Below are 13,284 nucleotides of genomic sequence, written 5' to 3'. Positions count from 1 at the left end.
AAAACTCGAAAAAATATACATAATGGTGCCGTTTACTTATTTACCGAAGAGATAGCTCTACTCTCTTTATAATCGTCCGAATAATGCGACACTTACTCGCAACACTGCTTTACTGAAAAGATTATTGAGTACCCCCAGGGTCAGGAGAGGGTCGTTATGGACACAGAGCAAATGCAAGCTGATTTTGCCTATTGTGAAACCATTATCAAAAAACATTCTAAAAGCTTTTATTATGCTTTTTCGCAGCTTCCGCCGGAAAAAGCCAATGCTGTCTACGCCATTTATGCTTTTTGCAGAACGGCAGACGATTGTGTGGATTCGAGTCAACCGCATACGGAGAAGCTCGCGGCGCTAAAGCGGTTAAAGGAAGAGCTCGATTTATTCAGGGATCGGGCGGAGGTAGATCATCCCCTGTGGCGCTCGCTCAGAAGCGTTTTTACTGCCTATGAAATGGACATTCAACCATTCTACGATCAGTTAACGGGACAGTGGATGGATTTGAATTTTTCCGTTCCGAAAACCATGCATGAGCTTGAACGGTACAGTTATTATGTTGCAGGCTCGGTAGGTTTGATGCTATTACCAGTCCTGGCTTCCAAAGCGACTGCCGATTTGCGTCCATCCGCGATTCATTTAGGCATCGCTATGCAAATAACAAATATCCTGCGGGACATTGGCGAAGATTTACATAGCAAGCAACGGATTTATTTGCCCGAAGAAGAAATGGAACGCTTCCGGTATACGCAAGCGGATTTACGCCATGGTCTCATTACGGAAAGTTTTATTCGATTGTGGGAGAGTCTAGCTAAACATGCAGAATCCTTATACGACGATTTCAATAGGAGCATAAATCTCTTTGATGCTGACAGCAGGCTGCCTCTTTCTTTGTCTGTAGGCGTGTACAGAAGCATATTGGATGCCGTAAGAGGCAGCAATTATGATTGTTTCTCCAAGCGCAACTATGTATCGAAAGAAAAGATGGCCAAGATCGGCGCTGACATTAGCAGCTTCTCCCAGATTGTGTGAAAGGTGTTGTTTGAATTGTCGAATCAAAAAAGCGTATTGATTATCGGCGGGGGACTTGGCGGACTGTCTGCTGCCATATCGCTCAGCCAAAGCGGCTATAGCGTTTCTTTATACGAACAGAACAATCATATAGGCGGCAAATTAAATCGGCTAGAGCAAGATGGCTTTGGCTTTGATCTCGGGCCATCCATTCTGACGATGCCGCAAATCTTTGAAAAGCTATTTGCTGCAAGCGGTAAGAAGATGATGGATTACGTCCCGACTGTAAAATTGAACCATCAGTGGCGATCCTTTTTCCCGAATGGCAATATTGTGGATCTCTATGAAGATATTGAAGAGATGAAAGCGAAGAATCCCTCATTGAATGAGAAGGATATGTTAGAGTACGGTAAGCTGCTCCAATACTCCAAAAAATTATACGAGATGACTGAACAAGGCTACTTCAAGCATGGAGCTGACAACACCAAAGATATCGCTCGATATAATGGCGCGCTTAATGCGCTCAAGAACTTCGACTTGTTTTCCACGGTACATAAGTCTATTGCGAAACGAATAAGCAACCCGGATCTGCGAGATATGCTCTCTTATTTCATCAAATACGTCGGTTCTTCTCCTTACGATGCGCCGGCTGTTCTGAACATGATGATCTATATGCAGCATGAGCAAGGCTTGTGGTACGTCCCTGGCGGGATGCACCTGCTCGCCAGCGGCTTGGTGAAGCTTGCAGAGGAAACAGGCGTGTCGATTCATACGGGCAAACGTATTGTCGGGCTCGAGAAAAAGGATGGTCAAATCACCAGGGCCTTTTTGGAAGACGGGACAGAACTGTCGGCCGACTACTACATTTCCAATATGGAGGTCATCCCGTTCTACGAGCATCTGCTTCAGGAAGAGAAGCCTTTCATCCATAAATTGAAAAAGAAATATGAACCGGCAAGCTCGGGTCTTGTCATGCACCTCGGCGTGAAGAAAACATACCCGCAGCTAGCACATCACAATTTCTTCTTTGCTGAAAATATGAAGCGGCAAATGGATAAAATCTTTCACCGCCACGAGCTGCCGGACGACCCGATCATCTATCTGGTGAACGTCAACAAAACAGATCCCGCGCAGACAAGCGAAGGATATGAGAATCTAAAGGTCCTGCCGCATATACCCTATATTCAGGATAAACCGCTTACTCAGCAGGACTACGATCGTTTTGCCGAATTGGTGCTGATGAAATTAGAAAGAATGGGTCTGGAGGGACTGCGCGATAACATCGTGACCAAGGATGTATGGACCCCGGAAGATATCAAACGAATCTATGGATCCGACCGGGGAGCCATCTACGGTACATTATCCGATCGCAAGAAAAATAAAGGGTTTAAGCATCCGAAGCATAGCACGAGGTACGACAATCTTTACTTTGTCGGTGGAACGGTAAACCCGGGAGGCGGCATGCCTATGGTGACATTAAGCGGTCAGCAGGTACGGGATAAAATCGTGCAAAGGGATGCGACCCATGGTTGATCAGCAGAGTATTGCGCTGCGTGCGTTATTGGAAAATCAGCAGGACGATATTCTCCGGCGTGCTGTCCCTTCAGTGAATGAGAGGAGAAGCACGCTTCTGCGCTTGAAACAAATGCTGATTGACCATGAGGCGGAATTCATCAAAGCGCTTGTTTCCGATATGCGAAGACCTGCTTTTGAAGCATTTTCTTTCGAAATTGCACTTCTGTTGAATGAGATTGAGCATGTATGCGGGTCGTTGAGGAATTGGATGAAACCTCAGCGATCCTATCAATTCAAATTCGGCTACATAGAAGCGATTCGCTCAAAGAGAAGTCCTTACGGCAGTGTTCTTATCATTGGCCCATGGAATTATCCGCTGCAACTCGCATTGATGCCGGCCATCAGCGCGCTTGCAGCGGGAAACCGTTGCGTCATCAAACCATCCGAGCATGCGGCAGCAACAAGCGAACTGCTGCAAAAGGTTGTCAGCCAAACGTTTCCGCCTGAAATCCTATCCGTTGTGACAGGGGATAGGCAAATTGCGAAATTATTGACGACCCTTCCATTTGACCTCATTTTTTTTACAGGGAGCGGGGAGACAGGAAAGGCCGTATCGCAGCAGGCTGCCAAGCAGCTTATTCCCGTCATATTGGAACTCGGCGGCAAGAACGCTTGCATTTTGGATGAGACGGGTTTTTCGCCTGAAACTATCCGGGAAATCGTCTGGGGCAAATTTCTCAATGCAGGCCAGACCTGCATTGCGCCGGACACGCTATTCGTGCATGAAGCGGTCTATGAAAGAACGTTATTGGAAATTGGTGCTGCGCTTGTCGAGTTTTACGGGAAATTTCCCAAGGATAGCAAGGACTATGCGAGCATTTCACATGACCGGCACTTTCAAAAACTGCTGCATTTTATGGAGCAGGGCAAAGTTCGGCAAGGGGGTGCTTACGATGCGGATGATTTATTCATCTCCCCAACCGTAATAACAGATATTCAGCCAGGCAGCTCCATTCTGCAGGAGGAGATTTTTGGTCCTATTCTTCCCGTCATTCCCTATAGCAACCTGGAAGCCTTACTAGATCAAAAGATAATTCAGCGGGATGCACTGGTCGCTTATATGTTTAGCAAGAACGAGCAGCACATTAGACTGATCGAAAAATACATGCGATCGACCACGGTCAGCATCAATCAAGTCATCCATCATGGCGCCAATCCCCGTATTGCGTTCGGCGGAGTTGGGCGCAGCGGACACGGCAGCTATCACGGCAAGGCGGGTTTTCTAGCTTTCGGATATGAGAAGACCGAGTACAACGCGTATCGCTACTTGCATGTATCCGAGAAATTTCCGCCCTATACCGATCAGGATATGGCTATCGTGCGTAAGTTTAGAAAATGGCTGTTGTAAGGAAACAATAGAGATCATTAGGAGGATTCCATGTGCCGCCATTATCGTTTCCTGTCTATTGGACCGTTAGCATCGACATATTCGCTTGGGCTTTTTTTCATGTCATTGTTTCCGTCTGTTGCTTGAAGCTTCCTTTGGCGTATTTTCTGCAAGACAGTGTCTGGTTTCGGCTCCTTGCATGGGAGAAATCAGGTAAGCTTTGGCAGCAGTTATTTCGCGTAAAAAGATGGAAAGGGCATCTGATAGACGGGACCGCGATTCTGAAAAAAGGTTATGGCAAGAAGAAATTGCATGGTACCGTAGCAAACGACTTGGTTATATTTGCAGCGGAAACGAAACGTGCGGAGCTGACCCACTGGCTGTCTATGGTGCCTGCACCGTTGTTTTTCTTATGGAACCCCTTATGGGCGGGTTGGGTCATGGTCCTGTATGCGGTGATGTTCAACTTGCCATTTATCATTGTGCAGAGATACAATCGCGGGCGCATCGATGCGATTACAGCAAGAACGAATAGAATGGGAGCGGGATTATTCACATGAGCAAGAAGGTTATTGTTATTGGCGCAGGCGTCGCCGGGCTTGCCAGCGCTATAAGACTGCAGCATGCGGGGTATCAGGTTGAAATCTTTGAGAAAGAAGCCTCGCCGGGCGGGAAAATGAATCGGATCGAGACGGGGGGGTTCAAGTTTGATTTGGGGCCAACGATCGTCATGATGCCGGAGCTGTACAGGGAAATTTTCGAGCTTTGCGGCCGCAATCCGAATGATTACATTCCCATGGAGAGATTGGACCCGATGTACCGGGTTTATTACAAGGATATTCCAGATGAGCCTTTCGACATTTCCTCCGATCTTGCGGAACTGACAAAGACGATTGAAAAGATCAGCGAAGAGGATATGGAGGGCTTCTTTCTCTATCTGCACGAAATTTATAAACGCTTTATGGTCGCCAAACACAACATTATCCAAAGACCCTTCCGTAAATCACGAGATTTCTATAACTTCTCCATGCTGAGGAAAGCCTTGAAACTGAAGACGTTCGATACGGCTGACCGGTTTACGAGCAAATATATGAAGAATGAACGGCTAAAACAGATGATCAGCTTTCAGACCTTGTACATTGGCATCTCACCTTTTAAAAGCCCGTCGTTTTACACCATGATCCCTATGATCCAATTTATGTATGGAGTATGGTTTATCAAGGGAGGTATGTATACCATGGCTCAAGCTATGGAAAAGCTGTTCAAAGAGCTGGGCGGGACCATTCACTATAACAAAAGCGTGCAGGAAATAGACATTCATAATCGCAGAGCGGCCGGCATCATCGTAGACGGGGAGAGGGCTTCTGCGGATTTTGTAGTATGCAATGCAGATTTCCCATACGCCATGAAACATCTAGTCAAAGACAGAGTAACGAAAGGTAAATTTACGGATAAAAAGATCGATAAAATGAAATACTCTTGCTCTTGTTTTCTGCTCTATTTGGGCATGAACCGAAAGTACGAGGAAATCGAGCATGTTCATAATTTTATTTTTACCGAGGATCTGAAAAAAAATCTGCATGATATTTTTGCAGGGAACAAACTGACCAATGGGTCGTTTTATGTTTATATCGCCTCCAAAATGGACCCTTCGCTTGCCCCCGAGGGTAAAGACGGTTTATACATTCTGATGCCGGTTTCCCATGTTGCCTCGGCTAGTTATGAATGGAACGAGGAAACGATTCAGGATTACCGAACCTACATTCTAAACACATTAACGAAAATTCGCGGGTTTGAGAATATACAACAGGAAATCGTCACTGAAACTTGCATCACGCCGCGCGACTTCGAGTCAAAGTTCAACGCCTATAACGGCGCCGCTTTCGGTCTGATGCCGATCTTGTCTCAGAGCAACCATATGCGACCGCAGAGCAAGGCGAAACATTGCGACAATCTGTACTTTACCGGCAGCAGCACGCATCCGGGCGCTGGTGTTCCAATTGTGCTACTATCGGCTAGAATTGCCGCACAGGAACTGATGCAGGATGATCAAGGAATTGTATTCGATTATAGCGTGAAGTGAAGCGGCATGAATGCCATTCATTTATTTTGAGGAGGAAATGGCTATGACCGTTTCAGAAGAGATCAATCTTATCATCGGTTCACTGGCTCTTCTAGTGGGAATTTTCATGTTCTGGACGTTCCCAATTATCAAGACAATTGAGAAAAACGGTCAATTGTTCCCGCTGCTATCCATCATCATTCCTGCCCGAAACGAGGCCGGTCGGATTTCCCCGCTGTTGCGTTCATTGCAAGAGCAGCATTACCGGTCATTCGAGGTTCTGATTGTTGACGATCATTCGACAGATGATACTGCCGCAATTGCCCGAAGTTTCGGTGCCAAGGTTCTCCAGAACAAGGCAGTGGACTCAGGATCAGGCAAATCTACGGCCTGTTGGCACGGTGCTCAGCATGCGAAAGGGCAATGGCTTCTGTTCTTGGATGCGGATACTGCTTTCACGGATTCTGACAGCCTGTTCAAGATATTGGAATTCTATCATCGAAAAGGCGCTAGGGGGATTTTATCCCTGCAGCCCCATCATACCGTGCATAAATTATATGAGAATCTATCGGCCATTTTTAACGTAATTGTGTTTGTCGGCATGAATGTATTTACAATCTGGGGGCCAGCTTTTAAAGCGGCAGGCTCTTTTGGTCCGTGCATCGTGTGCAATAAAAAGGATTATTTGTTGACAGGGGGGCATCACAAAATCCTGGGCGCCGTGATGGATGATCTGGCACTGGGGCAGGCCTTCATGGATAATAACCTTCCTGTTTACTGTATGGGGGGGAGCGGTGTAATAGATTTTCGCATGTACCCGGAAGGTTTGCGCAGTCTTGTCGAAGGATGGTGCAAAAGCTTTGCCGTTGGTTCAAAATCCACCCATCCGGTTGTGATGGCAATGACCATCCTTTGGATTACCGGCGGCTTTATGAGTACTGCAGCCCTCATTTCCTCCATTACGGCATTCAATTCAGGTGCCATGGTGCTCAGTGGTCTGTTGTACGCGGCGTATGCTTTACAGATGATGCGATTTGCACACAGATGCGGCAATTTCAATCGATGGATATTCTTATTTTATCCGTTATTGTTTTTATTTTTCTCGGCCATACACCTATATTCCCTATTCCGGGCACATGTTCTGCATTCGGTAAGCTGGAAAGGCCGTAAAATCGATGTGTAATGCCGCTCGTACAACCACACTTTTCTTAATCCAAGTTATGAAGAATGCAACCTAAATCAGAAAATGAAAGGCACCCGTACCTATTCGGCCGGATGCCTTTGTTATTCGTCAATGTGCGATGTGCAGCGCATCTGTTATCTCGATGTTTTTACACCACGTTTAATTGAACGTCAATATTGCCGCGAATCGCTCTGGAATACGGACATACATCATGAGCTGCTTTGGCGAGTTCCTGAGCAGTATTTTGGTCCACGCCAGCCAAGGCGATGTCGAGCTTGACCGCAAGTTTGAAATGGTCTGTTTCATCTTTGCCCAGTGTTACGTGCGCTGTCACCTCTGTACGGTCGGGGTTCACTTTCCGCTCCCGACACACCACATTCAGCGCACTCTCGAAGCATGCCGCGTATCCGCCCGCAAACAGCTGCTCGGGATTGGTTGCCCCTCCCGGTCCTCCGAGCTCCTTCGGATGTACTACATTCAGGAGCAGCATGCCATCGCTCGACTCCAGCCTGCCGTTCCTGCCTCCAATCGCTTTAACGCTTGTGGAATAAAGCTCCTTCACTGTTCCAAATTCCTCCTGAAATTACGAAATATTGTTGCTTGATTATAGGTTACCCTTTTTTCGTTAAATCAACAGTTGCTTACAAAGTTGTATTTTTCTACGAATGGTTTACACGCGACCTCTTTAGATTGATTGTTCTCGAGTAAAATCCAGAAATAATCACAAAATATAAAAAAAGGTGTTGGGGATATCTCAATGTATGTACATACTCGATCCTTTTTAGAACTGTAAATAACAGGAGGAAGCGATGAACTTACAAAGTGGAACGTACTACTGGCCGACTACATTTCTCGATGCTCCCTCATACCCTGCCTTAAAGGGAAACCTGAAGTGTGACGTCTTAATTATAGGTGGAGGGAGCTCCGCTGCACAATGTGCGTATTATCTGGCTGATTCTGGCCTAGATGTCGTTGTTATTGAAAAGGGTAAAATTGGACATGGCAGTACAAAATCGAATACTGCACTGATTCAATATTCCGGGGAGAAAATGTTCACCGATTTAATTCATACCTTTGGTGAGGGCTACATTGGCCGTCATTTGCAATTATTGCGACAAGCAATCAATGAAATTGAAATGGCTGCAAATACGGTGGATATCGATTGCGAATTTACAAGAAGAGATACTTTATATGCTGCCAGTTGCCAAGAAGATATCGTCCGGTTGCAGAAGGAGTATGAGTTATTAAAAAAGCATGGGTTTGAACTTTCTTTTTGGACCCAAGAGGATATTGAACGTAATTACCCTTTTAGCAGAGAAGCTGCCATTTATTCATACGATGATGGAGAAGTTAATCCTTATAAGTTCACTCATGCATTGTTTGACTATGCCGTTAAGCGAAATATTCATATATTCGAAAATACTGAAATGAATGGACATCATTATGATGCAGAGATAGACTGCATGAAAATTTCTATAAAAGGGGGATATTCCATTACAGCACGCAAGGTTATTTTCGCTGCAGGTTATGAAGGAATGGACATTAGAAAGGAGAAGATGGTTTCATTTGTAAGCACCTACACCGTAACCACGAATCCAGTGGATGATTTCTCCACTTGGTATAACCGCACACTGCTATGGGAGACCGCTCGTCCTTATTTATTTATGCGTACAACCGCAGATAACCGCATCATTATAGGAGGTTTAGATGACAATACGACCTATCCGGAGGACCGGGACAGCAAGTTAATGCATAAGAAGGAAAAGCTAATCGAGGAATTTAATAAGCTATTTCCTGATATCAACGTAGTACCCGAATACTACCTGGCCGCCTTTTACGGCGGATCGGTGGACGGTCTTCCCATCATTGGCGTTTATGATCAGTATCCTTGCTGTTATTTCCTATTTGCAGTTGGCGACAACGGTACTGTATACAGCCAACTCTTATCAAAACTTATAAGAGATGATATTGTCACAGGCAGTAGTCCTGATTTAAAACTCTATTTGCCAGATCGTCCGCTGCTCTCCGTATCATCAAAGTAAAACAATGCGAAAGCTGTATTGAATAGGTCTTGCAATCGGTTAAGCACCGACTTGTCCACGCTCAATTCCCTTACTTATTTAACCACTCAAGCCCGGCCGGTGTCACTCTGGCACCGGTTCTCCCGCGTGAACAGATCAAGAAACCCCGCTGCTCAAGCATATCAAACCGATGGCGAATCTGTTGCTCTGTAAACGATTTTCTCCAAGTGCTGGACAACTCTGCAATCCTCTTCCTGCCCGCCGGCTCGCCTTCCAAGTTAAAGCGATATACCGATTGCAGGATAAGCTGCAGTTCCTCTTCATCCACCGCACCGGAGGTTGGCAGCTGGAGGGGAGCCGAGGGGGGCAGACCATCGTTAATTCGATAGACCAATTCTCCTTTCACGGCGCTTGTTCGGCGAGGGGAGTAACTTGTATCAGGCAGATCGCTCATCGTTATTGTCTGATCTTCGCAGACGGCAAGCATATAATCGATCGTATTCTTTAGTTCGCGGACATTGCCATACCACGGCTGCTCTTCTAGTTTTCTCATGGCCTCGGGCAGAAGTTTGACGCTGTTTCTTCCATTCATTTGAATGAAATACCGAATGAGCTGCGGAATATCCTCCTTGCGACGTCGCAGTTCAGGCAGATGGAGATATAGAACCTTCAGCCGATGGTACAAGTCCTCTCGGAACTTTCCCATATCAATCATGGCCAGCAGGTCTTTATTGGTTGCAGCGATGATTCGAACGTCGATCGGAATGATTTTGCCGCCTCCAATTCGCATAATTTCTTTCTCTTGAAGTACGCGCAGTAGCCGGGCCTGGAGCTTCAAGCTAATGTCTCCAATCTCATCTAGAAAAATGGTTCCTCCGTTGGCTTGCTCAAATAGACCGGTTTTGCCGCCTTTCTTAGCACCGGTAAAGGCTCCGTCTTCGTAACCGAACAACTCGCTCTCCATAAGGTCTTCCGGAAGGGAACTGAAATTAATGGCTAGGAAGGGACCGTTGCTGCGATAGGAAGCAAGGTGGATGGCGCTTGCAAACAACTCCTTGCCGCTGCCGCTCTCGCCTTCAATGAGGATGGACAAGTCTGTCTTAGCGAGCTTTTCTGCTACTGTCTTCGTATGCACTAATGCGTTGCTGGAGCCAATAATATCCGAAAATGCATGCTTGGCGACGAAGCCTTTCTTAACGAGCTCTCTGCGGAGCGTGCGTTCCATCTTAATGGTCTCATTCAAATTTTTGAATGTGGCTACAATGGAATTTTCAGTTTTGAGAGCAAGCCGCTGTACGATAAATTCGTTCTGCATTAAGGTGAAGCATTGACTGTCGTCGCTGCTGTCACTCGTAATGAATCGCACCAGTTCACCGCTTGGCAAGACATCCTTCAGCATGCGGCCAATGGCATTCCTCGCAGAGACCTTCAGAACGGATTCTAGAATTTCGTTAAAGACCGTAATTCGACCTTCTGCATCTACGGCCAAAATACCTTCATCTACGCCGTCGAGAACGCGTTTAATATGTTTGTTGAGCTTCTCGGTTTCGCGATTGGTTTGCGCAAGCTTCTTCGTAAGCTCAATAATCTTGCGTGTGTAGCTTGTGGCGATGATGCCGCCGCGTTCGCCAAGCACATCGAAGTAAGCGAGAATTTCCATAATGCTCGTAATGTCGATTAGTCGCGGACCAATATCGATAACCTCTTCTACGAATGCAGGAATGAGCTCGCTTTCACCCGGCGTAATGGCAAGCGGGATGGGCTCTACCTTGGACCGACCAGGGTAATAAGGGATGTAATCGATATGATTAATGCCAAGTTGCTTCAACATCGCAATCGAGTCTAAGCAATTCTGGGCATTATCGTTGACATACAGCGCTTTGGTTCCGGTTGGCAGGTTGAGCAGTTTCTCAAAAGATTCGTAGTTGACGATCCGTTTGACGACAAATACTTTGCAGTGGTCTCCGATAAAGGGGGCTACTTCTTCCTTCAAGAGATACGAAGTAACGATAATCAGCTTATTCTCGAGTAAGGGTGGCATGTTTTCTTCCAACGAGTAACTGTGGATTTCAATAAAATCTCCAATGATGTCTATTAACTGTGCGACAAGCGCAATCCGCGTACCCTTCGTGCCGGCTAGTAGAATGATCTCCTTCTTCAATTGAACCCCTCCATTTATACAATTATATCGCCACATTAAACAACCAACAAGAACCATTAAAGAACCAATACCGGAAAAACAATGCTTAGAGACGATTTGCCATTCGTCTTTAAAGCAGCTAATCTCTTTTTAACGATAATTTAAAAAAGATTTGTTGAATACCAATCATTCTGGCACGGAGTTTGCTAGTACATAAAAGGCGGGGATAGAACGTTATTATCTCACACCATTGAGTTAGAATTATTGACATTAAACGAAGGAGAAGGGGAGATTGTGGTGAGAAAGTCATTTAAAGCATGGAGCTTGGTTTGCGTGATCGTACTATGTCTCAGCGTCTTGGCCGCATGCGGCAGCAACAACGGTAATAGCGACAAACCAACAGGAAACAAAGAGAACAACCTCCAAACGAATGCAGCTTCGAACTCGAGTTCGAACTCAAGCTCGACGACGACGCCGGAAACGGCATCAGATGCAGAGACAGCACCTGCCACCTTGCAGCCGCTTAGAGTTGGTATTGAAGCGGAGCCCAAGTCTATGGATCCGTACAATGCAACGGATGGCAATTCGACAGGCGTTCAAGGCAGCATGTTCGAGAGCTTGCTTAAGCTGGACCCGGATATGAACATTCAACCTTCGCTGGCAACGGAGTACCAACTAAGCCCAGATGCCAAATCCATTACGTTCACGATTCGTCCGAATGTGAAGTTTCATGATGGCTCGGTGCTAACCGCTCAAGCCGTCAAAGACAGTTTGGATTACGTTCGGGACGAAGCAAACGAACTGTCTCGTGCAAGCTTCTTCTCCTTCATCGACAACATCACCGTTTCGGATGATCAGCATGTGACCATCACGTCCAAAGAACCGAACTCTGCTATGGCGGCTTATATGACGCATTCTGCAGCTTCGATACTCTCTCCGGAAATAATCAAGAAAGCGAAAGCCGACAAAAGCTTCAATCTAGACCGCAATCCAGTCGGTACAGGACCGTACAAATTTGCGGAATGGAAGGACGGTCAATACGTAAAGGTTGTTCCGTTTGACGATTATTGGGATACCGAACATAAAGCCAAGCTTGAGAGCATCACCTACGTTCCTGTCAAGGAAGCCAGCACCCGAGTGAACATGATTAAGACCGGAGAGCTGGATATCGTAAAGAACGTGCCGTCCCAAAGCGCGAAGGAGCTGACGGATGATGCTTCGCTCGATCTCAGTAAAACGCCAAGCATGGACGTGTTCTACGTTGGCGCTAACAATAAGCTGAAGCAATATAACCTCGACGTTCGTCAAGCAATGAACTATGCACTTGATAAGGAGCAGTTGATTGCTCAGGTCGAGAACGGCTACGGCCGTATCGCTGATTCGGCGATTGCACCCAACGTTGTTGGTTACTCGGCTCAGAAGCTATATGAGTTCGATCTTGCAAAAGCCAAAGAACTGATGAAGAAGGGCGGCTATGAGAACGGCTTTAATGCGACGCTCTGGACACGGAATGATACGGAGTTCGTTGCCATCGCCGAGAACGTCTCCATTCAGCTCGCTAAAATCGGTATCAAAGCGAAGGTCGTCCCGATGGAATCGGGTACTTTGTTCGATAAGCTTGATGCCGGGAAGGACATTGATATGTATATCGGCCGCTGGTCGCCTGGGACGGGTGAAGCGGATTGGGGTCTTCGGCCGAACTTTCACTCGACGCGTATCCCGCCTAGCTACAACAATGATACGTTCTATATCAACCATGAAGTCGACAAGCTGTTGGACGAAGCACTGCAAACAGCAGACAAGGCCAAGGCGCAAGAGGCTTACGACAAGGTGCAGAAGATTGTCTATGAAGATGCTGCATGGCTGTATCTGATGTCGCCCGAATCGATCGTTGCCAAGCGTAAGAATGTTAGCAATGTCGTGCTTCTCCCGACAGGCTACGTTGACGTCAATAACGCGACGAAGGAATAA

10 protein-coding genes are annotated in these 13,284 nt (G+C 46.5%); 8 read left to right on the top strand and 2 right to left on the bottom strand.

Features of this window, described 5'->3' with window-relative positions; all coding sequences use genetic code 11:
• Nucleotides 1-156: 156 nt before the first annotated feature.
• Genes AC0LWF_RS22980 through AC0LWF_RS22955 form a run of 6 tightly spaced genes read left to right on the top strand, consistent with a single transcriptional unit; the run spans nt 157 to nt 7,152 of the window.
• Nucleotides 157-1,026: a phytoene/squalene synthase family protein gene (locus AC0LWF_RS22980; RefSeq protein WP_474653868.1), complete on the top strand. Its 870-nt coding sequence runs from the start codon at nt 157-159 to the stop codon at nt 1,024-1,026.
• Nucleotides 1,027-1,041: 15 nt separating this feature from the next.
• On the top strand, nt 1,042-2,538 hold the full coding sequence (locus AC0LWF_RS22975) for a phytoene desaturase family protein (protein ID WP_474653867.1): 1,497 nt from the start codon (nt 1,042-1,044) through the stop codon (nt 2,536-2,538).
• Complete coding sequence (locus AC0LWF_RS22970; RefSeq protein ID WP_474653866.1) at nt 2,531-3,928, top strand: aldehyde dehydrogenase family protein; 1,398 nt, start codon at nt 2,531-2,533, stop codon at nt 3,926-3,928. The genes AC0LWF_RS22975 and AC0LWF_RS22970 overlap by 8 nt, the downstream gene beginning before the upstream one ends.
• A 32-nt stretch (nt 3,929-3,960) precedes the next feature.
• Nucleotides 3,961-4,467, top strand: coding sequence for a glycosyl-4,4'-diaponeurosporenoate acyltransferase CrtO family protein (locus AC0LWF_RS22965; RefSeq protein WP_474653865.1), 507 nt, complete (start codon nt 3,961-3,963; stop codon nt 4,465-4,467).
• Nucleotides 4,464-5,990, top strand: coding sequence for a phytoene desaturase family protein (locus tag AC0LWF_RS22960; protein WP_474653864.1), 1,527 nt, complete (start codon nt 4,464-4,466; stop codon nt 5,988-5,990). The genes AC0LWF_RS22965 and AC0LWF_RS22960 overlap by 4 nt, the downstream gene beginning before the upstream one ends.
• Before the next feature lie 43 nt (nt 5,991-6,033).
• Nucleotides 6,034-7,152 carry a glycosyltransferase family 2 protein gene (locus AC0LWF_RS22955; protein ID WP_474653863.1) on the top strand — a complete coding sequence of 373 codons (1,119 nt, stop codon included), beginning with the start codon at nt 6,034-6,036 and terminating at the stop codon, nt 7,150-7,152.
• A gap of 148 nt (nt 7,153-7,300) precedes the next feature.
• Here AC0LWF_RS22955 and AC0LWF_RS22950 read toward each other — a convergent pair whose 3' ends face one another.
• Nucleotides 7,301-7,714: an organic hydroperoxide resistance protein gene (locus AC0LWF_RS22950; protein WP_474653862.1), complete on the bottom strand. Its 414-nt coding sequence runs from the start codon at nt 7,712-7,714 to the stop codon at nt 7,301-7,303.
• Between the two features lie 247 nt (nt 7,715-7,961).
• On the opposite strand from AC0LWF_RS22950, the gene AC0LWF_RS22945 reads away from it, so the two are divergent.
• The gene (locus tag AC0LWF_RS22945) at nt 7,962-9,194 is read left to right on the top strand and encodes an NAD(P)/FAD-dependent oxidoreductase (protein WP_474653861.1); all 1,233 of its coding nucleotides are present in this window, start codon (nt 7,962-7,964) and stop codon (nt 9,192-9,194) included.
• 70 nt (nt 9,195-9,264) lie between these two features.
• Here the strand turns inward: AC0LWF_RS22945 and AC0LWF_RS22940 are convergent, their stop codons facing one another.
• The gene (locus AC0LWF_RS22940) at nt 9,265-11,334 is read right to left on the bottom strand and encodes a sigma-54 interaction domain-containing protein (RefSeq protein WP_474653860.1); all 2,070 of its coding nucleotides are present in this window, start codon (nt 11,332-11,334) and stop codon (nt 9,265-9,267) included.
• Nucleotides 11,335-11,646: 312 nt separating this feature from the next.
• On the opposite strand from AC0LWF_RS22940, the gene AC0LWF_RS22935 reads away from it, so the two are divergent.
• Complete coding sequence (locus AC0LWF_RS22935) at nt 11,647-13,284, top strand: glutathione ABC transporter substrate-binding protein (protein WP_474653859.1); 1,638 nt, start codon at nt 11,647-11,649, stop codon at nt 13,282-13,284.

Source organism: Paenibacillus sp. sgz302114, from assembly GCF_056120345.1.
Note: the sequence above shows the minus strand (reverse complement) of the source record. Positions and strands in the feature narration are given on the sequence as shown.